General features: G+C 52.6%; 28 protein-coding genes and 2 tRNA genes. 1 reads left to right on the top strand and 29 read right to left on the bottom strand.

Translation table 11 applies throughout. The features are described from left to right. Position 1: 1 nt before the first annotated feature. From ACWXTG_RS04820 to ACWXTG_RS04680, 29 genes are all read right to left on the bottom strand, one after another. Positions 2-1549 carry a portal protein gene (locus ACWXTG_RS04820; RefSeq protein WP_480220893.1) on the bottom strand — a complete coding sequence of 516 codons (1548 nt, stop codon included), beginning with the start codon at positions 1547-1549 and terminating at the stop codon, positions 2-4. A 200-nt stretch (positions 1550-1749) separates the two neighbouring features. Beyond that, complete coding sequence (locus ACWXTG_RS04815; RefSeq protein ID WP_480220892.1) at positions 1750-1959, bottom strand: hypothetical protein; 210 nt, start codon at positions 1957-1959, stop codon at positions 1750-1752. Positions 1960-2100: 141 nt separating this feature from the next. Next, a complete protein-coding gene (locus ACWXTG_RS04810) occupies positions 2101-2352 on the bottom strand; it encodes a hypothetical protein (RefSeq protein ID WP_480220891.1) in 252 nt (83 codons plus the stop codon). Positions 2353-2363: 11 nt separating this feature from the next. After that, the gene (locus ACWXTG_RS04805) at positions 2364-2621 is read right to left on the bottom strand and encodes a DNA ligase LigA-related protein (protein WP_480220890.1); all 258 of its coding nucleotides are present in this window, start codon (positions 2619-2621) and stop codon (positions 2364-2366) included. Between the two features lie 59 nt (positions 2622-2680). Continuing rightward, the gene (locus ACWXTG_RS04800; protein WP_480220889.1) at positions 2681-2968 is read right to left on the bottom strand and encodes a hypothetical protein; all 288 of its coding nucleotides are present in this window, start codon (positions 2966-2968) and stop codon (positions 2681-2683) included. Beyond that, entirely contained in the window at positions 2965-3129 is a 165-nt protein-coding gene (locus tag ACWXTG_RS04795; protein ID WP_480221210.1) for a DUF3310 domain-containing protein, read from the bottom strand. Before ACWXTG_RS04795 ends, ACWXTG_RS04800 begins: the two co-directional genes overlap by 4 nt. Positions 3130-3257: 128 nt before the next feature. Continuing rightward, a complete protein-coding gene (locus ACWXTG_RS04790) occupies positions 3258-4088 on the bottom strand; it encodes a hypothetical protein (RefSeq protein ID WP_480220888.1) in 831 nt (276 codons plus the stop codon). Positions 4089-4128: 40 nt separating this feature from the next. Beyond that, positions 4129-4302 (bottom strand): hypothetical protein, encoded by a 174-nt coding sequence (locus ACWXTG_RS04785; RefSeq protein WP_480220887.1) that lies wholly within the window; start codon positions 4300-4302, stop codon positions 4129-4131. Positions 4303-4310: 8 nt separating this feature from the next. Beyond that, complete coding sequence (locus tag ACWXTG_RS04780) at positions 4311-5135, bottom strand: antA/AntB antirepressor family protein (protein ID WP_480220886.1); 825 nt, start codon at positions 5133-5135, stop codon at positions 4311-4313. A gap of 787 nt (positions 5136-5922) precedes the next feature. Then, positions 5923-6150 (bottom strand): hypothetical protein, encoded by a 228-nt coding sequence (locus ACWXTG_RS04775; protein WP_480220885.1) that lies wholly within the window; start codon positions 6148-6150, stop codon positions 5923-5925. A 19-nt stretch (positions 6151-6169) separates the two neighbouring features. Next, positions 6170-7984: a DNA polymerase gene (locus ACWXTG_RS04770; protein WP_480221209.1), complete on the bottom strand. Its 1815-nt coding sequence runs from the start codon at positions 7982-7984 to the stop codon at positions 6170-6172. After that, a complete protein-coding gene (locus ACWXTG_RS04765; protein ID WP_480220884.1) occupies positions 7984-8205 on the bottom strand; it encodes a hypothetical protein in 222 nt (73 codons plus the stop codon). The genes ACWXTG_RS04770 and ACWXTG_RS04765 overlap by 1 nt, the downstream gene beginning before the upstream one ends. A gap of 28 nt (positions 8206-8233) precedes the next feature. Further along, positions 8234-8551, bottom strand: a complete 318-nt coding sequence (locus ACWXTG_RS04760; protein ID WP_480220883.1) for a hypothetical protein — start codon at positions 8549-8551, stop codon at positions 8234-8236. Positions 8552-8671: 120 nt separating this feature from the next. Then, positions 8672-10324, bottom strand: coding sequence for a DnaB-like helicase C-terminal domain-containing protein (locus ACWXTG_RS04755; RefSeq protein ID WP_480220882.1), 1653 nt, complete (start codon positions 10322-10324; stop codon positions 8672-8674). Further along, on the bottom strand, positions 10324-10473 hold the full coding sequence (locus ACWXTG_RS04750; RefSeq protein WP_480220881.1) for a hypothetical protein: 150 nt from the start codon (positions 10471-10473) through the stop codon (positions 10324-10326). The genes ACWXTG_RS04755 and ACWXTG_RS04750 overlap by 1 nt, the downstream gene beginning before the upstream one ends. Before the next feature lie 49 nt (positions 10474-10522). Continuing rightward, positions 10523-11005 (bottom strand): helix-turn-helix domain-containing protein, encoded by a 483-nt coding sequence (locus ACWXTG_RS04745; RefSeq protein ID WP_480220880.1) that lies wholly within the window; start codon positions 11003-11005, stop codon positions 10523-10525. A gap of 86 nt (positions 11006-11091) precedes the next feature. Further along, positions 11092-11403, bottom strand: a complete 312-nt coding sequence (locus tag ACWXTG_RS04740; RefSeq protein WP_480220879.1) for a hypothetical protein — start codon at positions 11401-11403, stop codon at positions 11092-11094. Then, positions 11396-11935: a hypothetical protein gene (locus tag ACWXTG_RS04735; protein ID WP_480220878.1), complete on the bottom strand. Its 540-nt coding sequence runs from the start codon at positions 11933-11935 to the stop codon at positions 11396-11398. Before ACWXTG_RS04735 ends, ACWXTG_RS04740 begins: the two co-directional genes overlap by 8 nt. Before the next feature lie 39 nt (positions 11936-11974). Continuing rightward, the gene (locus ACWXTG_RS04730; RefSeq protein ID WP_480220877.1) at positions 11975-12418 is read right to left on the bottom strand and encodes an N-acetylmuramoyl-L-alanine amidase; all 444 of its coding nucleotides are present in this window, start codon (positions 12416-12418) and stop codon (positions 11975-11977) included. Further along, positions 12408-12626 carry a hypothetical protein gene (locus tag ACWXTG_RS04725; protein ID WP_480220876.1) on the bottom strand — a complete coding sequence of 73 codons (219 nt, stop codon included), beginning with the start codon at positions 12624-12626 and terminating at the stop codon, positions 12408-12410. Before ACWXTG_RS04725 ends, ACWXTG_RS04730 begins: the two co-directional genes overlap by 11 nt. Beyond that, positions 12623-13045, bottom strand: coding sequence for a hypothetical protein (locus ACWXTG_RS04720; RefSeq protein ID WP_480220875.1), 423 nt, complete (start codon positions 13043-13045; stop codon positions 12623-12625). Before ACWXTG_RS04720 ends, ACWXTG_RS04725 begins: the two co-directional genes overlap by 4 nt. Before the next feature lie 13 nt (positions 13046-13058). Next, on the bottom strand, positions 13059-13745 hold the full coding sequence (locus ACWXTG_RS04715; RefSeq protein WP_480220874.1) for a hypothetical protein: 687 nt from the start codon (positions 13743-13745) through the stop codon (positions 13059-13061). 18 nt (positions 13746-13763) lie between these two features. After that, a complete protein-coding gene (locus ACWXTG_RS04710; RefSeq protein WP_480220873.1) occupies positions 13764-13913 on the bottom strand; it encodes a hypothetical protein in 150 nt (49 codons plus the stop codon). After that, the gene (locus ACWXTG_RS04705) at positions 13910-14116 is read right to left on the bottom strand and encodes a hypothetical protein (RefSeq protein WP_480220872.1); all 207 of its coding nucleotides are present in this window, start codon (positions 14114-14116) and stop codon (positions 13910-13912) included. The genes ACWXTG_RS04710 and ACWXTG_RS04705 overlap by 4 nt, the downstream gene beginning before the upstream one ends. Then, positions 14113-14376 carry a hypothetical protein gene (locus ACWXTG_RS04700; protein WP_480220871.1) on the bottom strand — a complete coding sequence of 88 codons (264 nt, stop codon included), beginning with the start codon at positions 14374-14376 and terminating at the stop codon, positions 14113-14115. Before ACWXTG_RS04700 ends, ACWXTG_RS04705 begins: the two co-directional genes overlap by 4 nt. Before the next feature lie 76 nt (positions 14377-14452). Beyond that, a complete protein-coding gene (locus ACWXTG_RS04695; protein WP_480220870.1) occupies positions 14453-16852 on the bottom strand; it encodes a DNA-directed RNA polymerase in 2400 nt (799 codons plus the stop codon). A gap of 233 nt (positions 16853-17085) precedes the next feature. Next, positions 17086-17170, bottom strand: a tRNA-Leu gene (locus tag ACWXTG_RS04690). 105 nt (positions 17171-17275) lie between these two features. Continuing rightward, the gene (locus ACWXTG_RS04685) at positions 17276-17557 is read right to left on the bottom strand and encodes a hypothetical protein (RefSeq protein WP_480220869.1); all 282 of its coding nucleotides are present in this window, start codon (positions 17555-17557) and stop codon (positions 17276-17278) included. 482 nt (positions 17558-18039) lie between these two features. Beyond that, positions 18040-18126: transfer RNA gene (locus ACWXTG_RS04680), tRNA-Leu, on the bottom strand. A 79-nt stretch (positions 18127-18205) separates the two neighbouring features. Here ACWXTG_RS04680 and rnr point away from each other — a divergent pair. Then, on the top strand, positions 18206-20701 hold the full coding sequence (rnr, locus tag ACWXTG_RS04675) for a ribonuclease R (RefSeq protein ID WP_480220868.1): 2496 nt from the start codon (positions 18206-18208) through the stop codon (positions 20699-20701). Position 20702 lies beyond the last annotated feature (1 nt).

Here is a 20702-nt window from a genome sequence, read left to right as displayed (position 1 = left end):
GTTAAGGCGCTGGGGGCTGCATTGAGCTACCAGCTTGGTTAATGAGATTGGGCAGACCCTGCTGAATTAGGGCCTGTAGTCGGTCGTTATCTTCCTGCTGCTGGACTTCCTCAGCGGAACGCACCAAGCCTTCCATATCCATACCGATGGATGTACCAGCGCGTGTGATGTAGTCTCCCACGTTCAGCCACTTCTGCATTGCCTCGGGGCCTAGTGGGTTCACCATCTCTAGCAGTTCTGCCAGCTTGGCTTTGTCGTAGCCCCGGCCAATCGCTTCAAGACCCGTGGTAATCGCCGGACGTACAACACCTTGAGGCAGCGGAGGGAGTTTCCCTTGCTTCTGCATGTGGTGCATCGTGGTACTGATTACTGGCAATTGAAGTTCTTGGGATAGAAGAGAGTGGATGCCGCCGTTAGCAGCATCTAGCTCCTGGGCCATATAGCGAATCTCCTGTGCTGTGACTCGCTCGCCATTGCGTTGGATGGCGGAGTTAAGCTGGAAGACATACGATAGCGACTCAGTGATGCGTTCTATTGCCTCAAGCGCCACACGGAAGTCGGCGTACTTGTCCATCTGAAGGACTGATACGTCATCCGCTTTACCCTCCTTGATGTCGCCTGACTCGGATTCGGCCAGGTCTTTCATGGTGGTAGTAGCGTTAGGGTTGACCAGGAACAGCACTTTGGCTGCTGCTGCGGAACCCTGAACAATCGCTTTGGTAAGCCCTTCAAGGGAGATAATGTCCCCCAAGTATTCCTCTAGGAAACTCCTACCGTAATCCTCGTTCTCAACAGCGATGTAGCGTAATGGAATCCACGGCGACTTATCCAGGGGGTAGGTTCCACTTGATTCTGGAATCCTCACCTTGTTGATTTCTTGCCGGACTTTCCATACACGACCTTCACGTTTGATATGCGTGTACAGCTCTACGGTATTCTCGGGACTATCTCGGGAGCCTGTCTCCTTGGCTGCTTCCCCCAAGGCAATCTCTCGAATGCTCTCGGGGACTTCCATGGGGCTAAGGTCTTCCTTGACGATAATCTCCAAGACGTTACCCATGGGGTCTCTTTTGACCACGTAGCGGTCTAGGCGGAATACCCTCATGCCTCCTATCGGATTGAGGTACAGCAGCACGTTACCAGCAACCAAGAGATGCTTTAGGGCTTCCTGGGTAGAGGTGCGTATGGCGGTAGTCTCAAGCTCGTTCATAACGGAACGCTCGATGGAGGACAGGGCTTTCTCAACCTCGGCGCGCATCCCATCCTGCTGCGTCAACTTCTTCAAGGCGAAGTCGTCGATCTGCAAACGGAAGAAGGGGGTGTTAGCGGGGAAGAGAGACAGGTTTAACTTGGAAGAAAGGTGGTTCACCCCACGAGCCGCGAGAGAGCTGTAGGGAGTTGGCAATTCAGACACATCGGAGTGGCCGTCAGGGGGAACCAAGTGCGGGATGGAATACTTTGAACAGCGGCGAGCGCGGTTCAGGTAAACATCACGCGAAGGGGAAAGTGTGTCATAACGGGCCTTGATGGTGGTGGTGTCGCTTACCATCTAGCCCTTTTAAGCGATCAATCCGCTGCCCTGTCCCGGGGTGGTCAGGTCGATGCGGAGCTTTCTGCGGCTCGCCTGTTCGCGGAGGGAACCAGAAGTCGTACCTACAGCATCCTCAGGGGATACTAGTGGCGCTACTTCTTCAGGGGGTTTAACCACAGGTGCGGCTATAGTCTTGATCTTAGGTGTGCTGGAACACATTAGAGGGTTGTGATTTTTGAGATTTCAAGTACGTTGGCTTGTGCTTCTTTCAGGGCCGACTTGATTTTATCAATTACCATCTGCTGCCCGATCAGCTTCCCCATATGCTCAGGCGTACCGAGCTGTCTTGGGAGAGTATCCGGGAAGAGGATTGATAATTCCTGTACCAGCTCTTCAGAAACAAAGGCGGCTAACCTAGAGTTAGACATTAGGTTTTACCTTAAGGGTTTTTTATTAATAATGATTAACAATAACTGTTTAACTTTAAGTAACACTTTAATGAGAAACTTTAGGGGTGCTTTGGATAGTTACCCTATAGTGGGCACTTAACCCCCCACCTTTCCAGTATCTCATTGAAACTCCTGAGCAAATAGGCGAATCACAAGTTCCTGACTCAAGGCTTCCTTTGCGTAACCCAGGGCCTCTTTGTAAGGCACCTCCACGGGGAAGGTTTGACGGTACTGAAGAACGTGGCGTTCTACCGCTACACTGAGGTACAGTTCGCGATAGTGTCTCTCCAGGCCGAAGTAGTCGTGGGACTTCGGGAGGGGGTCAGGGTGACGGTGCCGCACTGGGCCGTAGTAATGCTCTAGGATTGTCATAAAGTGTTTCCTTATCGTGTTTGGTTATTCAGAAAGTCGTACATCTCCTTGTGGTTTCTCACTAGCCATTCCATTGCGGCACCTCGGATGGAAGTGGGGTATGCCTTGATAGCGAACCCTGAGCCAGCTACAAGGTCGTCCTTGATAATCAGCTTCTTGTGTGGGTGCTTGATGGTGTCGAACACCTGGAGAAGGCGGGCGCAGAGAAGGTCAAACTTCTCGTCCTGGATAGGGGAAACGTCAAAGGTGTAGTACAGGTAGGAGAACATCAGGAAGTGCTGGAGGAGCTGGGTATCCCTGAGTTCTCCTAGGTCAAAGGGGGCTGGCCTCAGGATTTCTTGAAGCGGGACTTGATGCTGTGGTACGCCTTCAGGCCGAACAGGCCAACTACCGTCCCCGCAATGGCAGCAACGAATGTAGTAACCACTAATGCACGTAAGACTGTGGCCGGTACGGCGACGAATACCACCTCGGCGGTAGTAGTTAGCAGCTCCAGGCTAGGAGTCCTGTAGCTCTCATCTTTGAAGGCTTTAGTAAGGTCTTTAAAGTCCGTCAAAGTGGGAGAGACACTGCCGTACTCTTCATAAGCATGGCGGATATAAGTTGTTAATTTCATTTACTTTCCTCAAAGGCAATTAAAAGGTCAATCGTATGGCGGGCCTTAAGCAGATCACGAACGCCATTCTTATCCCGGAACCGGGAGACGTACTTAATGATGGTGTGCTGCATGGGGTCTAGGCCGTTGCGCATGGAATACTCGAATGGCTGAATTGCCATAGTGGAGTAATGAGTTCCGTCCACCTGAGTTTTCCAGGGTGACGCATCAGGAGCTGGGGATAGTCGCGCGACATATTCCTCTACTGTGATGCCTGAGCTTTCCGCTTCCTGCTCGGCGATGTGTACTGCTAGCTCTGCGGGGGTTGCGCTGCGGAGGGGGGAGTCCAATAGATAACCTCTTTCTTGTTAAAGTCGTAGTCGGTATGACGGCATATACGGGCCACGCGGGCCTGTGTTACTGCGTCTCTCTCAGTGAACCCTCGGTACTCATATTGGGAAACCAAGGCTTCCCATAAGGTCTCACAGGGTTCTTTCTTCCAGCGAACCTCTACCTGTCCCTTACGTGGGCCGGACTTCAAGATGTGCTCATATGCGACATACTTGAGGCGCTTCTTGACCATTGAGTCAAAGGCATCCTTGCCAGCACCAGGACAGCCCTTGTAGCCATCCGTAACGTCTCCCGTAAGGGTCTGCTCCAGGTGGTACAGGTCTGCGGCTTCCTCGGTAATGAATACAGGCTTGGTGTGTTTCGCGGGATTGAATAGCCAGCCCGGAATAGTCTTCATGTCCTTGTCTTCAGACACGATGATCTTCTTGCCGGGGATGAGCTTCGGGTGAGTGCTTAAGATACCCATGATGTCGTCTGCCTCAAGTGTCGGTTTGCGGTAACTCGGGAAGTTGTCCGCTAGGTAATCCTTGAGGGGGTACAGCAGCTCGGGACGTATTGTGTTGGCGCGGCCTTGCTTGTATGAAGGGAGAACCTTCTTGCGCCAGTTGTAGTTATCATCGCTGAGGCAAATGATGTATTCATCTGCTCCAGTCTTGACCAGCAGTTCATCCAGATATGACTGGACTTGCTGGGCTACGTCATCGAAGTCCGTCACTACAACGGAGATAACGTCTTCGCCTGTGTCTTCATCAACCCCCCAGTTGGTACGCTGTTCGTTTGCTGCGGCCAATTTAAAGGCGACAATATCAGCGTCAACCAGGAGGGTGACTTTAGGTTTGCTCAGGTTTAACCGCCTTGTCGGGATTGGCGTAGTTCTCCATCCAGACCCTGTGCGCCTCCCAGTTGATAGCTTGGGAGTTGTTCAGAGAGGCAAGCTGAGCGCTGTCCTGGACAAGGTGTTCATAGTGTTCTCGGGATAGCGTCACTTGATCTTCGGTAATCATGTGGATTGTCATGCTGCGAGCCTTAAAGGAATCGAGTTGATCTTCAAGATGTTTATATGTGCTGAGCTGTGCAGCTTGCGGTGGATAGCGGCTAAGCCCCTACCTGTGACTAACACAAGGGGTTCGTAAGGAATCCCCTCAGGCGTCACCCCTCTACGGAGACGAACTTCGAAATGCCCTGAATCCACATAGCGCTGCATAGGACGCCCATTGTCTTTGCGCAGAATGCCTTCTGCCTTCAGCCACCCCTTCAGCCTAATGATTCCTGTACCAATCAGCTTCGCTACAACATCAAGCCTATACGTACCCTCGGCCTCCACCACAGCATCATGGAAGGCGACCTTAGGCGCATCCTGGAGTACCTTCCTTTCAGCGATACCTTGAGCCTCTATAGCGTCTGCCCAAGCTCGTGCTGCAATGGCAGGGTTAGAGAAGTCAGGGAGGACGGGGGCTGGTGCTTGGATGGAAGTAACTTCCTTGAGCTTCTTTTCGCACTCAATGAAATACTGCCGGGCTTGCCTACCTTTCTCAGAGCGTTCCAACATAGCGAGTTCCTTAGCCATGTCTAGGGAGATGTGGTAGTCCACGCGGTTGTGACCTCCACGTCCTACCTTTGCTTCCCCGTTTTGGGAAGCAATCACAGTAAAGTCTTGGCCTTCCTGGAAACCGTACTTGTTGATACGGTCTGTTATCCAGGTACCGAACTGTTTGCCCACCTCAAGGAACGCATGAAGTTCCCTTGCATTGACTGTCTGTATGGCGTCCCCTTGCTGTACGGGGATTAGATGCGGGATAGAACCCGCGTAAGACTGTAAATGTGATGTACTACTCATAAGGCATCCTTCCGGTACGGCAATAACGATAGAGTTCACGCGTATGATTTCCTAGCATTACGGCCAGTAGGAACAGAAACCCCAATGCCAATACACCTCCAAGGAATACAACCAAGGCGATGCCGTGGAATATCATTAGGTACGCTAGTAGCGACACCAAAGGAAACCCTATAAGGATGTCCTTAAGTAATTCTTTAGTTCTTACCATCTTAATTGGCCTCCTAAGCCTATAAAGTAATCACCATCGGAGTACACCGAAGCGGATGCACCCCAATGGATGCTCTTGGTTTGGATAAGGTCTTGCCTAAGGTTGATGCGAGCTACTGGAGTAAGTCGTCCACCACCACCATCACGGTCAGGCTTGTACCCAATATCGAGTCCGAGGCTTCCGCGATTCTCAAGTGCGAACCAAGGGTCTCCTGCTCGGGACACGTAAGAGGAAACTTCCCCTGTTCCCGCATCCACTGTTGTAGTGACGATTTGCCTAGCCTCCGAGGGTGCCAACTTGATTGACGCAATGGCGTGTTGCGCAGGGTCTCCAGTAACTTTATCTGGTAGGGGTAGAGCTTCCTTGACACTTGGCTTGAATGCCTTGACTGTACTGAGAGGGACATCGACCTTCTCCTCATGTTTGACTACAGGATTCACCGTAGCCTCCCTTACGATACCGACTACAGGGTCGGGGCCTGGGGCGCTACAGCGGGTTAAGAAGGTTCCCACAAGGAAACTCACGGCCACCAAAAAGATAACCATGATTGTTTCCTGAACCTTACTGTGTGTTGATTGATTACGTTCTTCCAATAGAAGACTCCTCAATAGAATGTTGTAGCCTCATCTCGAACAGCTTTTTGTTCCCTTCGGGCGTGAGCCTCCAGGTGTTTCCAAAGCGTCGAGGTGAGACTATGGTTGTGATGAAACCCTCGGAAGCCACCCACGCCACATACACGGCGTTGTCCCTGAAGAACTGGGACTGGACAGTAAAGCCTTTGGCCCATGCCTTCTCCAGGACTTCCAAGAGTTTCCTTTCTTCTTTCCTAATGCGTCTCACTCCAGTTGGCTCCAATCTTGTACTCCCCAGTCAGGGGGCACTTGAAGTTGTAATACTCGCCAGCGAGACGAATAGCTTCTATGGCGGTCTTACCCACATCCTCAGCAATTTCCGGTAGGGCGGCGATCTGCCATTCATCATGGATGTTGCCCATGAACTCGTACTCAGTACCTGGGCGATATTTCGCTTGAAGCATCGCGTCGAGGATTACCAAGGCTCGCTTCATGATGATTGCCCCGGCTGATTGGAGGAGGGTGTTCAAGGCTGCGTGTTCGGAACGGACGGGAACTTTCCGGCCATCAAGACCCTTGATCCAGCCTTTAACTTTAGCCGCCGCTTTAACGGCTGCGATCAGCTTTCCTAACGCTGGGAGCTTGACCATGAATCTAGCCTTCGCTTCCTTGCCTTTAGCTCGGGCTTTGTTGCCCTTGATACCATAAAGGGTTGTACCGATCTTCTCGTCGCCCGCCCCATAAAGGAACGCGTAAATGAATGTCTTGGCGACATCCCGCGAGTCGATGGCTAGGGCTAGTTGGTTGACTGAGTGAACGTCAGTCTTGTCCTCGTTACGTCCTTCACAGACGGTACGAACATACGCACCTTTATCCCATGGAGCCATGTACCCAGCGAGGGCACGTAGTTCCAAGCCGGAAGCATCAGCGCCCACCTGGACATAGCCCGGAGGAGGCTCAAAGAGTTCACGGCACTCATGCCCATAGGGACTCTTAGCGGATGGCACCTGAGCAAGATTAGGATCGCTGTGGGTCATACGGCTTGTTACCGCACCCATCGTATTGACCCGTCCTCGTATCACGCCGTCCTTCTCCAGCTTCAGCCACGCTTGCTTACCTTCTGCGAGCTGGCCGATGCGCTTATCTACGAGGAAGTATTCAGCAAGAATCTTGGCCTCGGGATACACCATTCCCTTGAGGACAGTTTCGTCAATCTGAGGCTTACCATTCTCAGTGAACAGCGAGGGTTTCCACCCGAAGAGTCGCGTTAAGCGGTTCGCTATGTGATCCCGCGAGCCGGGGTTGAACTCCACCAGCTTCACCTTGGATAGGGGAGCGCCCTCTACGTATCCCATCCTTTTGTTGTCGCGTTTGGGCACAGTTGTTTTCAAACTGTCGCGGACATAGAAGGGCTTGAAGACTTCCCTTAGGCGAGCCTCAAGTTCAATCTTTCGCTTGGAGAGCTTGACGTATAAAGCCGATGCCTTCTTCACGTTGAACCTGAAGCCGAACGCCTCTTGCCTGTTGAGGATGATGCGAACTAGGTGTTCCAGCTCAAGGGGTTCCTCAGGCCAGTCTTGCTTCAGGAAGTGTTCATATATCTTGTCGAGCGTATGAACATCCTGCTCGCAGTAGTCCTCCATCTCCTGGTTCCACGCCTCAAAGCCTCCCTTATAGTCGGCCTTGTGTTCACCGAGGCGGTAGCCCCAGGCTTCAATGGAGTGTCTGTTGATGAGGTGCTTAGGGAGAATCCCCTTGTGAGCTAGGGAAGTGTCCGAGTCCCACATATCGGGGAACATCGTGCGAGAGATAACGAGGGTGTCTACCATCTGCTCCACGCGAAGCGAGAACCAAGGGTAGAGCTTGGTGCATACCGGGAAGTCGAACCCGAGGCCATTGTGGGCTACTACTTTCGTAGCGTCCATCATTCGCCTCAAGCCCTCCTCAATGGGGAGACCCCCGGCTTGCGAGTTGTACCTAGTTGTGTCCTTTGAATCGAAGTCCTTGATTACTAGGCAGTGCATTTCCGTGGACTGCTCTAGGAAACCGTTGGTCTCCGTGTCAACAATTAGGCGGGTAATGCGCTCCCCCAGTTAAACTTAACCTGGAGCTGGGTTTGTAGAGAGGTGATGTCGCGGTACATCTGAATGTCCTTGAGCGTCAGCTTCTCCACTTCAGGCTTGATAACCTCTGTGATCTTGGCGCGATACTTTGCTACCTCTTCTTCCACAAGGTTCTCCAGGACACGCTCCTGCATGGTGAGCCGGATGTGTGTACTCAGGGCGCTCATGAGAGCTTCAGGGCCTATGGAGGAAACCTTAGACATTTGGAGTCACCTCCCCTTGTATTACTGCGGGTACCTCAAGGTACTCTGTGCGAGTCACCTGACGCGGTACCACATGCGTCACTGTCGGTTCGTCGTAATCGTAGTCCGACCAATAACTACCAGAGCGAGTCTCGTGGATTGCGAAGTACAGTTCATGGCCTTTGAGCTTTACTACTGTGGTTTTGTATTGCCACTTACGCTCGTCCGTCCAATCACCGTCCTGGACAATTTCATAGTCAGGATGCGCCTCGTCGTTCTCCTTGAAGTATTCCAAGAGGGACGCAAGGAGCGCGGGGATGTTGTGTTTCATGTAAGGGGGTTCCTTAGGTTGCTGGTGGGCCGTTAATCCAATCATCTGAAATATCCAAAAGGATTACAGCCACCAGTGCGAGGAGTATCATCCCGGCAGGAGTCATTAAATTTCCTCCAGTTAAAAAGGTATTGATTCATCCTGGAAGCCGTTAGGCTCAAGGAATTGATCTGTTGCAGAGTTGTACTGAATGTAGAACTGCCCGCTGTTCCCATACTCCCGATCCTTAAGCAACACTAGGGTTGCCAAGTTACGTTCCTCTTCGGGAAGCTCGGGGTCTTTGTTCCGCTCAAGTCCCAGCATGTAGTTGCCGTAACGCATCAGCGCTCGGGAACCCGTAAACTGTGACTCAAGGACGCGGCCACCGCGCTCGTGTGAGGGGCCAGTAGCGGGAGTGTTTAAGTGGGAGAAGCCATACACCGTGAAGTCAAGCTCGTGCGTCAGCTTCTTCAGGTCGTTGGCAATGCGAATGACTTCTTCGTTTGCCTCGGACGCGGAGAGGTGCGCGACCATCACTGTGATGTTGTCCAGGAAGATGTCCTTAACTCCACACGACACAACCATGTACCGGATAGCGGACTTGATGGAGTCCCAGTCAGTCCCGTTCACGGCGTGGTTGTAGAGGTACACCTTGCCGTCTAGCGCACGGACTGCCGCTTCTAGCTCCTCTTGGGTGAAGCTCCCGTCCGGCTTATGGAAAGCCTTACCGACGAACTTACCAGCGATACCCTTGAGGGTACGCCCGATGGCTTCCTCAAGCATGAACACACCAACAGGGAGATGGTGGACATTGACCAGCCAGGACTGGAGTTCTTTTGCCCAGTTAGTCTTACCAACACCCACCCCAGCGCCCAGGTAGTAAGAGGTCTTACGCTGGATACCGTAGGTCAGCTTAGTGAGACTGGGCCAGGGCCAGGGGATACCCGCGGTCGGGAGCTTCAGTGCCTCCTCAAGTGCATCCTCAACGGACAGGACGGACTCAGGGCGGTACACCTTAGCGTTCCATATGGCTTGAATGACTTCATCCCCTCGGCCTTCTACAAGCATCGCGTTGGCATCCTTTAGGGGGAGCCTTGCGATCTTGCATTTGCCTGGAGTGAAGAGGGTTACGCACTCGGCTACAGCGGCCATGCCCGGCTCGTCGTTGTCGAACATGAGGATGATCTCCTCAAAGGTTTCCAGCCAGGACAGCTCTTTTGCTAGGGACTTCTTAGCCCCCTGGGCGCCGTTAGGTACGGAGACGACAGGCCATTTGTGGTTCTGAAGCTGAGACACGGACATTGCATCTATCTCACCTTCAGTAATGACTATCTTCTTACCGCCTTCGCCCCATAGATGCTGCCCAAATAGGGAGAGGTCTTTCTTCCCAGGGCCAACACAGGAGAAGGACTTGTCAGCGAACCTCAGCTTTTGTGCCGATAGCTTGCCGTCGCGGTAGTAGTTGGCGATCTGGACGTTCTTGCCGCCCTTCAAGCCTGTTTGATAGTTCCACTTCTTGCACGTCTCCAGGGACAGCTTACGTTTCAAGAGAGCCTGATACTCTCCATCACGGATTAGTCCATCCCCGGAGCCGCTGCTACTGCTTTTGGTTGGTGTTGTTGTTTGGGTCTTAGCTTTGTCGTCGCTGGAGTCTCCATCAGCAAACTCATGGTAATCACAGGAGAAACAATGAGCGCCGCCGTCCGTATAACGGGCGAGGGCATCGCTGCTGCTGCAATTAGGGCAAGGTTCGTGGTGGGAAAACTCTGCGGACGATTGCTCGCCCTTAGCCATTAGCTAGGGAGAATCCCCTGGCGCTTCAGGCGCTGCGCTGTGCCGAACGACAGGTGTGCATTCCACATACGCTTGGGGCGGAACTGGCCTGTACCTGCACGGAGGCGGCGGACAATCTGATTGCCCACTACGTCGACCAAAGAGGACATAGGGAGACGCTCAAAGGCTTGGCGCATTACCGAGGAGAGAACTAGAGTCTTAACCATGGGCGATTACCTCCAGCTCGTCGTTCCAGAGCCACGCTTCGTTTCCTGTTACTTCGTCAATTACTGTTGCACCACCTCGCGCTGCCCCTGAGGTATGAACCTCAAGTACCTTTACGGAGGTGCCTCGTGTAAACCGGTAGGGGCGTACAGTCTCCCTGGTGAGGGCTGTAGCGCCCACCTTAAGCTCCAGCTTAGGCTTTTCCGATTCGAGAACCTTAGGCTTACCTTTGCTATCCACCTGTCCCTTGGCTTTACCGTTGAACGTATAGCGAGCATAGCGCTTGCCTTGGGCATCCTTCTTGAGGGTGGATGTAATGTCCCAACCAGCTTCCTTGAGGTCAGCAATACGGCGGGGCAAGGCTTCGATCTGGAAGACGGCGCGGGCTTCAACAGCAGTGATGGTTTTCTTGTCCTTCAGGTAGTCCAGGAGCTTGCGGGTTTGAGGTGACAGCTTTTGTTTGTCTCTAATACTCATGATGATGTTGATGTTCTTTCCATTAAGAAAAAGAAAAGGCCATCCCCGCAAAGGGACAGCCTTTAGTGTTACTGCAAGTGAATGGGTTAGGAGTTCGCCAGGATTTCCATGATGTCGTGGTCGTCCGGTTCTTCCTTGTTGTAGTCGCCCAGGAGTACCTGAGAGAACTGCCCAGCGAGACGCTCTGCGCGTAGGCTTTCGGCTTCTGCGGCGTCTGCCTTCTGGTACAGCTTGTCGGCCTTGGCGTCCAGCGTTACGGCTTCTTCCATCTTGGCAGCAGCCACTGCGTTCAGGTCATCGACGGTCTTCTGGTATTGCTTGAGGATAGCGTCAACGCCTTGAGGCTTGAAGAAGCTGGCGATTAGGCCGGAGGTGTAAGTCAAGAGGGACTTAAACATTTGCGAAAGCCTCCTTCAAAGCAGCCTCGAAGTCGGTTACAGGGATATACCAGCCGGAATCTGATAGCTTATACGCTGGTACACCCTCCATCATAAGCTCCCCCTCCAAATCGTAGAGGTTCCAGCCACCGTTGACCTTGCGCAGAATCCGCAATCCGGCGCGGCAATCCCGGCGCATACTGTAGTAGTACACAGCGCCCTCAACGAACACCTTAGCTTCCTCAGCCCCCTTGACGGCTTGCTCTGCCTTGGCGACTTCCTCTTGGGCTGCCTTCAATTTGGCCTGGGACTGAGCCAGCTTGTACTGGAGGGCTTCTTCAGGGGTCGCCTTACGGAAGGACTCGAAGATACTCAAGTCGCGGGCATAGCTTCCAAAAGGTTTACCATCCAGAATGACGGAGAAATATTCATCGTCCTCGCCTTTATGAGCTACAGCCTCATAGGCGGTGCCACATTGGAGTTTGCTACCAAGGCCAGCGTCGATGCGAACAACGATGTCCCCGTCTTGAACTTCTTGAATTAGTGTATTCACTTGCTTGTTTCCTTATAGAAAATTAAAAAATGATTTGTATTACTTATTGACTGAGGCCCACCAAGGTTTCACATCAAAGCAAGGGCAATCCTTGGCGACATTAGGGAAGTCCCTATGGCCCTGGACTGTTGCTTGAGGGAATTGCTGGTGGAGTTCCTTGAGGAGTTTCTCTAGGCTGGCCCATTGCTGAGGCGTGTAGTTGCTTTCAGCTTTGGCGGTCTTTTCATTCAGGCCCCCCACTAGGCAGATGCCCAGGGACTGCGAGTTGTAGCCCTGAACGTGCGCCCCGACTTCCGTAATGGGTCGGCCAGTTTCGACTGAGCCATCGCGTCTAATGACGAAGTGGTAGCCGACCTTGAGGAAGCCTCGTTGCCTGTGCCATCGGGTAATCTCTGCTACGCCGATGTCCATGCTTGGTTTGGTTGCTGCTGTGTGTACTACTAAATACTTAATAGACGAAGGGTTGAGGGCCTTAGCTGGCAACGGATTCCTCAGCCTGGACTTTACGGAGGACTTTACGCACCTTCTTCAGGTGTTCAATCAGCTCTGTGATGTCTTCCGCTTGGAACCATGAATCATCTGTATCAAGCTGTACCGTGAAGTCCAGGTTTATGTCTTCAAAGTTGACGCGTAGGGTTGAACCCCAATTGTTTGTAATCAGGTTTTCCAAACGTACAAGTTTCTTCTTCATTTCTTCTTACTACCTTTCTCTTTGATCCACTCCACTGGCACAGTCTTATCCGCGTACTTAAAGCCGTACTTCTGGCACCAGTCAGCGTAGCTAGTCTTACTCGTCTTGCTGATCTTGGTAGCCGACCTTGAGAACACGAACCGGATGTCCAGTTGAGGGAGTTGTTTTTGAATGAGTAAGTGCTTCTGCCGATCGGCAGTCAGGAACCTACCCTTGGATTCGATGATGATTCCGTTTGGTAAAACGAAGTCAGGAGTGTAGGTATGCTTCGACTCAGGCTTGATGTATTCAATCTTCGTCTGTTCATACTCGGCTGATACCCCAAGGGCCTCAAGGTCTTGCGCAATGCGTTCCTCAAGGCCGCTTCTGTAACCCTGGGCGATGGCCCTAGCCCGTACTGCGGAGCTTTTGGCCGTCACCCTGCGAGGGGCTTTAGAAGTCAGGGGTGTCCTCAGCGCCGGGTTCGTAGTCAGACTCTGCCGAGAACGATGAACCGCTATCGTCTGAATCTGCTTCGTACTCGTACTCTGCATCCTCATCAGCACCGAAGCTGTGGCTTGCGCCGCCGCCCGATTGGAGCTTGATGATCTGCACGGCATTGAGGTAACACGTAACGCCGATACCTACGGTTGAGTTATAGGTTTGCGGGACGTATTCCACCTTCAAGATGCTGCCTCCCCAAATAGAGATAGCGCCCTTGATAACTTGACCCTTACCATCTACCAGAGTGGGCTTCAGCTTGTGCGTTACGCCCTTCTTGTCGGTGTACTCCGCCTTCATCTTGAAGATAACTTCGACTTCCCCGGTAGGGTCGCCTGTATTGTCATCAAGGACGATGGTGTAGGGTTCCTTACGGACGAACTCCGTCTTCTTACCCTTAACAATCTTGAAGGTCTTGCCGCCGTTCTCTTCAACAGCCGCTTGGAATTCCTCGTCTACCCGTTTATCCAGGTCAGCGAGAAAGTCCTCAACGTCTGCTTGTTGGAAGCGCAAGCGTACTGTGTAATGCCCAGCGCCCCCGTTAGAGAAGCGTGTATCGGGTTGGGTTAAGTGTGGATATACAGCGATACCCTTAGGCGAGATTAAGCGTTCTCGCACTGGCTTTTTGGCTTCTGCCATGTCGTTCCTTTTGGTTGTTTAGTCGTAGTTCTGCTGCTCAAACAGACGCTGTTCATGGTCGATGTCGATACCCTCCAGGTGCATCTCGGTAAAGAGGTCAGCGGGTAGCTCGTGGTCGTTTCCCCAGTAGCTACGGGCCTTTTGAATTAAGTAGTCGCGGTAACTCATAAGTCGCACCTCGCTAAGGCACCTGTTACATCGCCCATAAAGTTCACCATTTCCGTGCGGGCTGCTGAGGTCTCTTTTCCCTCAATGGCGTCAGGTACCGTTGTGTTGAACCACATGATGCGTTTCATCAGGGCCAACTCCTCAGGGGTGCTTAAGGTGATAGTCACAGGACGGAAAGCCTCAGCGCGTTGTTCTACTTTCATTTCTTAATCTCCTCTCGGATGTAATCGCGGAGGGCCTTAATCTCATGGCGGAAATACTTGTCCGCATCCATAACGATCAGGTCTGCTCGCGTTAATAATTCGGAATGGTTCAACTTCAGTTCCTCAGTGAACAGCTTGTAGAGGACTGCCAGGGCGTTTACCTGCATTGCTTTAGGTAAGTCCTGGAGTTGATCGATTACTTGGAACGCTGAAACTGCTACCGCATGGGCGGCTGTAGAGTTCAGCAAGTCACGATTCATAGGCGTCTCCAAAAAAGGTGTGTGTGATTTCTCTAGAGTGGGCATTTAACCCATCCCTGTTCCAGAATCGGAACATTTAGGCAAAAAAATACTCACTGTCCCGTACCCGGTTCAGATCAAGTTGCCCCAGCTCCGGCCTTGGAGGTAGCTTGTCGACTAACTCTTGCGGTAGCTGCTGCTTGATCTGCTCAAGGAACCCTCCAAGCACATCTTCGCTGTACTGCTCAATGAACGCCTCACGGAGTTCCTCAGAGAGGGCCTCAGCGTCCGCCGCGTGTGTACCGTAGCTATCATGAACCATCGCTAGGCCAGTGATACCGCGATCAAGACAGCGGTTAATGGTATTGACCATGTGGCTTGCGTCCATGCTATGGATAAAGTTAGGGGCGATCCCGTTGGATTGCTTCTTGGTGTCCAGCTCCTCAGTGTCTACCTTGAGCGTCAACCTTACGCGTTCCCCTGCAATAATAGAGTTGATGCGCTGGCCCACGGCTACACGGTAGTCCTGTACCACAAGGAACCCTGAAGGTGCCTCCCAGTAAATCGGTAGTTTGTCCGAGGCGGCAACCTTAGCGACTTCCTTGAGCCAGTCCATGGCCTCAACAGCTTTGACCACCACGTTACCAATGGCCTCGTCAACCACCTCAGCCAACGCCCTAGAGTTATCAAAGGTGTCGCCATGAGGGAGGTAACTACCATCGGGAGATTGTTCATTCAGTTCATTCAGTACATCCGCGATCTGTTCAGTAAAGCCGAACCTCCCAGCCCCATAAGGTAACGTCATGGTAGGGCGCTTGGTAATCTTGCGATTGACCTTGCCTTTCCATGGGGAGCTATCAGGTAGGAGCCTTTCCACCTCACCAGCTACCTCACTATAGATGTCGCTAGGTGTATCGCTAGGTATCAGGTTAGTGGCCTTGCCGCCTACCTCATCCTTGAGCATCGCGGAGTAGTTCTGTAGTCCATTGCATGATCCATCCCAGGAGACGCTCAGGTGTGACACAAAGGCTTCCCCCTGGATAGACGCCCCAAGCCACTCAAAGCAGAACGCCAGGAATTGCCACGGACTATCCACGGAAGACCAGAAGCGGGAACCGTCAAGCGGATTCAAAGCGCTGTCGATGATGGCCTCATGGTGTTCCTCTACCCACTTAACGCGTTCCTCAAAGCTCACCTTGTCCACTCCAGCGCAATTAGCGCCGTGTACCGCCAGCCAGTACCTACCGTTAGGGCCTAAGGGTTTACCTTGGGAGAACTTAAGGAGGGCCTTAGCTACATCATCCCCTTGGGGATTCAAGAACGTAGCTACGGGGTACATACGCCCGCGCCAGTCCATGACGTGAGGGAAGTAGATAGCCTCGAACTCAGAGAAGCGGGAGGCTAGGCGAATCTTCATGCCTACCCCAAAGCGTTTCCCTTTTAGCTTGGTATTCTTCTCATACACATCCCGCGCTTCACGTTTCCATAAGGTGTGTGCCTCAGGGTCGGCCTCAGGTGATTCATAACGCTGCGGCGGTAATGGTAAATCATCCGCTGGTGGGAGATTCCCTAGCTGTCCCCCTGTAGCCCATACCTCAGAGAGGACATTAAGCACTGCCTTATTGACGGCCCAGGGCGTCTCCTGAAGGGCGTTCAAAGCGCGATAGACCTTAGGCATGTCCCAGTTCTTCAGCTCCTCCAGGAGGTTGCCATTACGGGCAGTGATAGCGGGGTATTTGAGCGGCTTTGATAGATAACCACCACCCCGCACACCGTTCCAAGGCAAGGGAGGGACAACCATAGGACGCTTTACTGGCTGGAGTAGGGCGGCATTGTCGTGGCCCTTGTTGAGCCACTCGCGTGTCTCAGGAGAGGCTTCAAGATAGATAGGGGTATCGGTACCCTTGAAGTGGCTCTGTTTGACAAGGAGGATAGCGCCTGTGGACTGCTCCAGCATACGAAGGAGAGTGATACCCAGTGCGAGACGCTCTGACAATCCCCACTTAACCGATACAATCTCATGACGCTTCATTGCCGCCTTGATAATGAAATGGCTGTGGTTGGTGGAACTACTGCGCTTGATCTTCTCCAAGAGGTACTGATAAAGGCGGGGACTCTCGTCCTTCATCGCTTCGATATTTACAGTATCCTCCAGTAGCCGAGTGATGGATAGCGCCGCCATCTGTAGAGTTACTTCCTGGTCGCACCTTTCCAGTGCGCACTTGGCCGTGACATACGCAACTACTTCAGGCGCGAACTGTAGTAGGTACTTCGCTTTCCCGATGTCGCGCCCTGGCTTTCCTTCTAGCGCCTTGTTTTGGAAGGCTTGGACTGATTCCGAAAGTGGAACAATTAGACGCTTTAATAGCGCTTTGCCGGGTGCTGTGTTTGCTTCCCCGTTCTCTGTGAGGATTCTTCGATAGTTTTCCGCGCCTATTTCGGTCGCTTCCGCTTCTAGTTCTAACTGGAGGGTGGAGAGATTGATTTGGGTAGCCATCTAGATTCCTTAGGTAAAAGAAAAGACCCCCAAAATGGGGGCCTTCGGATTTACTGAAACAAGGGGGGAGGGTGAACCGTCAAATACGACGATTCTCTAGAGTGGGCACAAACCCTATATGGTGAGTTTTTCTGCACGTTACCCTACACGGGTCATGCTTGGAAACTCAGCAGGAAATACACAACTTTGTACACAATGTTATTAAGGAGCTTAACTAATTCTCCCTAAGTCATTGGTGCGAAAGGAGAGACTCGAACTCTCACGCCTCGCGGCGCTGGAACCTAAATCCAGTGCGTCTACCAATTCCGCCACTTTCGCTTACCATTTTGATAGTGTTGGGGCTTAGCCAAGCATCTACGAAGGGAACGGATTATAACGTAGTTTTTAGCGTGTAGGTAATCAGTAATAGGTTTTCTGTGGAGCTTAGATTCTAGGCGATGTAGCACTCTCGGCTTGTAGTGTTTGTATTTTTAGAAACCTATGCCCCAATGCCGTCAATTTCAGCATAGACACCTTTTCAATTTGCCAGGGATGTTCGCGAGACGTGCTGGTAATAAACCATGGCTGCTTGATGAGGCCTTGCTTATGGGCATATTGCAAAAAGACGACCGCGACCTGGAATCTAACCATATCTTCTTGATTTGTAGGTGTTAATGTGGTTTCCCCATTTTCTATTCTCAATAAAGTTTCCAGAAGCATATCCATGGCTATTCTCTCATTGGTAATCTTTACACGCTCGATATCTGAGGATTGCAAATGGTCATTCGTCTGAATGTACGGCGTTTTTTCAATAGCATTGCAATTGAACGATCAATTTCCAGAGCATGTTACCAATAGTAGGGGAGGTTGCTCAGGCTCTGCTATCAGTAGAATTGCCGAGCTTGTGTCGGATTATTCCGACTGGTAGAGGATATGAAAGTTGCTAGCCATGTATCGCTAGGCAGGTAGTTAAAGGTCTTTGATTGTGTTTAGGCAGCTATTGTTTAAATACTACGAGAATTTTTGCTAGTCCATAAAACGACAGAATGATGGAATTGTCTTAGACCTGTCACCGCTTTAGTGGGACAATGCCTGCTTATGAATTTACAGTTTTGGTCTAGGGAAGTGCTGGAAGGTATATTTTTAGGTATAGAAACAAAAAAGCACCGTCTGAAATTCAGTAACGGTGCGCTTTTTGATCAATCATTTGGTGCCCAGAAGAGGACTCGAACCTCCACAGTGTTTCCACCACTAGGACCTGAACCTAGCGCGTCTACCAATTCCGCCATCTGGGCATCGAATATCGATGAGCCGCGCATTTTATAGGAAAGCTATACTTTGTCAACGAAAAAAAATCAGATTAGAAAAACAAATATGAAAAAAGCCGCTCCCCAGCGCAAGTCCAGAATCCCCAGGGAGAGTGATCCTTATGCCGAGCGTGAGCTGGCGAAATATGCCAACCCCTTGCCCAGCCGAGAGTTTATCTTATCGGTGATGGAGGAGCAGGGCGTTCCTGTCACAGTGGAACAGCTCTATCAGTTGGTCGGAATCAAGAAATCCGAACAGGAAATTTTTGCGCGCCGTTTAGGGGCGATGGAGCGCGATGGTCAGATTATCCAGAACCGCAAGGGCGCCTTGTGTATTGCGGAAAAGGTCAATCTTCTTCCGGGGAAGGTGCAGGGGCACCCTGATGGGTTTGGCTTCTTCATTCCCGATGGCGGGGGCGACGACTTGTTTCTTTCTCCGCGTGAGATGTCGCAGGTGATGCATGGCGACCGCGTCATGGTGCGTCCCGCCGGGACGGACAGAAGGGGCAGGCCGGAGGGGCGGATTGTCGAGGTGCTGGAGCGCTCGACCAAGACGCTGGTAGGTCGTGTGATCAGCAGCCATGGGGTGACCATCGTTGCGGCAGAGGATAAGCGTGTGAACCAGGATATCCTGATTCCCTACCACCTTGACATGGGGGCGAAGGACGGCCAGGTGGTGACGGTGGAGCTGACCGAGCAGCCATCGCCGCATGCCAAGCCGGTAGGCAAGGTGATTGAGGTGCTTGGCAATTATGCCGATTCAGGCATGGAAATCGAGATTGCCCTGCGCAAGCACCATCTGCCGTATGAGTTTTCCGAGGCTGCGCTCAAGCAGGCGCAGAAGTATCCCAAGCAGGTACGTGCCGTTGATTGGAAGGGGCGTATCGACTTGCGCGAATTACCCCTAGTTACGATTGATGGTGAAACTGCGCGCGACTTTGATGATGCGGTCTACTGTGAACCTCAGGGAGCGGGATGGCGGCTGGTGGTGGCGATCGCGGATGTCAGTTTTTACGTCAGGCCGGGCGACGGTCTCGATAAGGATGCGTATGAGCGCGGCAATTCCGTCTATTTCCCGCGACGTGTGATTCCAATGCTGCCGGAAGCCTTGTCCAATGGGCTTTGCTCGCTTAACCCCGACGTGGACCGGCTTTGCATGATTTGTGACATGCAGATAAGCAATACGGGAAGCATCAAGCAATACAAATTTTATCCTTCCGTCATGCGCTCTAAGGCGCGGATGACGTACACCAAAGTGTTTGACATGATCAGCAACCCGAAGGGCGAGGTTGCGCGCGAATATGACTGGCTGGTGCCGCATGTGCAGCATTTATATAAGCTGTACAAGGTCATGCTGGCGGCGCGCGAGAAGCGCGGCGCGATCGAGTTCGAAAGCAATGAAACCCTGATGGTGTTCGACGACAACGGCAAGATCGAGCGCATCGAGGCTACTTCGCGCAATGAGGCGCATCGCCTGATAGAGGAGTGCATGCTGGCTGCCAATGTGTGTGCCGCGGATTTTCTCGGCAAGCGGGAGCATCCTGCCTTGTATCGTATCCATGACGGCCCGACCGAGGAAAAGCTGGAAGCCTTGCGTACCTTCATGGGCGAGTTCGGCTTTACCCTGGGCGGCGGCGATACCCCGCATGCCAAAGACTATGGCAAATTGCTGGCCCAGATCAAGGGGCGCCCCGACGAGCAGCTGTTGCAAACCGTATTGCTGCGCTCCATGCAACAGGCGGTGTACAGCCCTGACAATATCGGCCATTTCGGCCTGGCGTATGAGGCCTATGCGCACTTTACCTCGCCAATCCGCCGTTATCCCGACCTGCTCATCCATCGCGCCATCAAGGCGGCGCTGAGTGGTGAAACATACAAGGCGGGAGACTGGCAGGAGCTGGGCAAGCATTGCTCCATGACCGAGCGGCGCGCCGATGATGCGACACGGGACGTCGAAGCTTGGCTCAAGTGCTACTACATGCAGGACAAGATCGGCGAGGAGTTCGACGGCACTGTGGCAGGGGTCACCAGCTTCGGGCTGTTCGTGGCCCTGGACGGTGTCTATGTGGAAGGCCTGCTTCATGTGACCGAGCTGGGGAACGACTATTTCAATTACGACAAGATCAGGCATGAGATGCTGGGCGAGAGGACCGGCGTCCGCTTCCGATTGGGAGACAGGCTGCGCGTCAAGGTGAACCGCGTGGACCTTGAAACCAGCCGTGTGGACTTCGGATTAGTTGCCAGGGAGGACCAAATACAGGCATCATCCGCCCCCGACGCTCCCAAGGAATCGTCCAGGCGCCGCCGCGGCAAGCCGGTTGCGGCAACGGAGGCTGTGAAGGCAGCGACGCAACCCGTGGCGGAAAAGCCTAAACGCCGCCAGCCTGCCGCTGCCAAAGCAGCAGCGCCGCTGATCGAGGCATTGGTGCAGGAGGTAGTGAGCAAACCCAAGGCGCGCAAGGCGGCTGCAAAACCAGCGGTGAAAAAGGCAAGGACGAAACCGCCTCGCGCAAGCAGCGGCAAATCCCGCGCCAAAGTGACAACCAAGAAGAAAGCTAGTTGAT

The organism is Methylobacillus sp. DLP286, assembly GCF_056636515.1.
Note: the sequence above shows the minus strand (reverse complement) of the source record. Positions and strands in the feature narration are given on the sequence as shown.

What these genes read in the sequence shown, in the direction of transcription:
- ACWXTG_RS04750 (WP_480220881.1), bottom strand. Translation starts at nt 10,473, where the DNA reads ATGTCCTCTTTGGTCGACGTAGTGGGCAATCAGATTGTCCGCCGCCTC.
- ACWXTG_RS04700 (WP_480220871.1), bottom strand. Translation starts at nt 14,376, where the DNA reads ATGAATCGTGACTTGCTGAACTCTACAGCCGCCCATGCGGTAGCAGTT.
- ACWXTG_RS04805 (WP_480220890.1), bottom strand. Translation starts at nt 2,621, where the DNA reads ATGTTCTCCTACCTGTACTACACCTTTGACGTTTCCCCTATCCAGGAC.
- ACWXTG_RS04755 (WP_480220882.1), bottom strand. Translation starts at nt 10,324, where the DNA reads ATGGCTAAGGGCGAGCAATCGTCCGCAGAGTTTTCCCACCACGAACCT.
- ACWXTG_RS04685 (WP_480220869.1), bottom strand. Translation starts at nt 17,557, where the DNA reads ATGGATATGCTTCTGGAAACTTTATTGAGAATAGAAAATGGGGAAACC.
- ACWXTG_RS04695 (WP_480220870.1), bottom strand. Translation starts at nt 16,852, where the DNA reads ATGGCTACCCAAATCAATCTCTCCACCCTCCAGTTAGAACTAGAAGCG.
- ACWXTG_RS04705 (WP_480220872.1), bottom strand. Translation starts at nt 14,116, where the DNA reads ATGAAAGTAGAACAACGCGCTGAGGCTTTCCGTCCTGTGACTATCACC.
- ACWXTG_RS04745 (WP_480220880.1), bottom strand. Translation starts at nt 11,005, where the DNA reads ATGAGTATTAGAGACAAACAAAAGCTGTCACCTCAAACCCGCAAGCTC.
- ACWXTG_RS04760 (WP_480220883.1), bottom strand. Translation starts at nt 8,551, where the DNA reads ATGAAACACAACATCCCCGCGCTCCTTGCGTCCCTCTTGGAATACTTC.
- ACWXTG_RS04780 (WP_480220886.1), bottom strand. Translation starts at nt 5,135, where the DNA reads ATGAGTAGTACATCACATTTACAGTCTTACGCGGGTTCTATCCCGCAT.
- ACWXTG_RS04740 (WP_480220879.1), bottom strand. Translation starts at nt 11,403, where the DNA reads ATGTTTAAGTCCCTCTTGACTTACACCTCCGGCCTAATCGCCAGCTTC.
- ACWXTG_RS04725 (WP_480220876.1), bottom strand. Translation starts at nt 12,626, where the DNA reads ATGAAGAAGAAACTTGTACGTTTGGAAAACCTGATTACAAACAATTGG.
- ACWXTG_RS04765 (WP_480220884.1), bottom strand. Translation starts at nt 8,205, where the DNA reads ATGAGCGCCCTGAGTACACACATCCGGCTCACCATGCAGGAGCGTGTC.
- ACWXTG_RS04800 (WP_480220889.1), bottom strand. Translation starts at nt 2,968, where the DNA reads ATGAAATTAACAACTTATATCCGCCATGCTTATGAAGAGTACGGCAGT.
- ACWXTG_RS04715 (WP_480220874.1), bottom strand. Translation starts at nt 13,745, where the DNA reads ATGGCAGAAGCCAAAAAGCCAGTGCGAGAACGCTTAATCTCGCCTAAG.
- ACWXTG_RS04785 (WP_480220887.1), bottom strand. Translation starts at nt 4,302, where the DNA reads ATGATTACCGAAGATCAAGTGACGCTATCCCGAGAACACTATGAACAC.
- rnr (WP_480220868.1), top strand. Translation starts at nt 18,206, where the DNA reads ATGAAAAAAGCCGCTCCCCAGCGCAAGTCCAGAATCCCCAGGGAGAGT.
- ACWXTG_RS04820 (WP_480220893.1), bottom strand. Translation starts at nt 1,549, where the DNA reads ATGGTAAGCGACACCACCACCATCAAGGCCCGTTATGACACACTTTCC.
- ACWXTG_RS04710 (WP_480220873.1), bottom strand. Translation starts at nt 13,913, where the DNA reads ATGAGTTACCGCGACTACTTAATTCAAAAGGCCCGTAGCTACTGGGGA.
- ACWXTG_RS04795 (WP_480221210.1), bottom strand. Translation starts at nt 3,129, where the DNA reads ATGGCAATTCAGCCATTCGAGTATTCCATGCGCAACGGCCTAGACCCC.
- ACWXTG_RS04810 (WP_480220891.1), bottom strand. Translation starts at nt 2,352, where the DNA reads ATGACAATCCTAGAGCATTACTACGGCCCAGTGCGGCACCGTCACCCT.
- ACWXTG_RS04815 (WP_480220892.1), bottom strand. Translation starts at nt 1,959, where the DNA reads ATGTCTAACTCTAGGTTAGCCGCCTTTGTTTCTGAAGAGCTGGTACAG.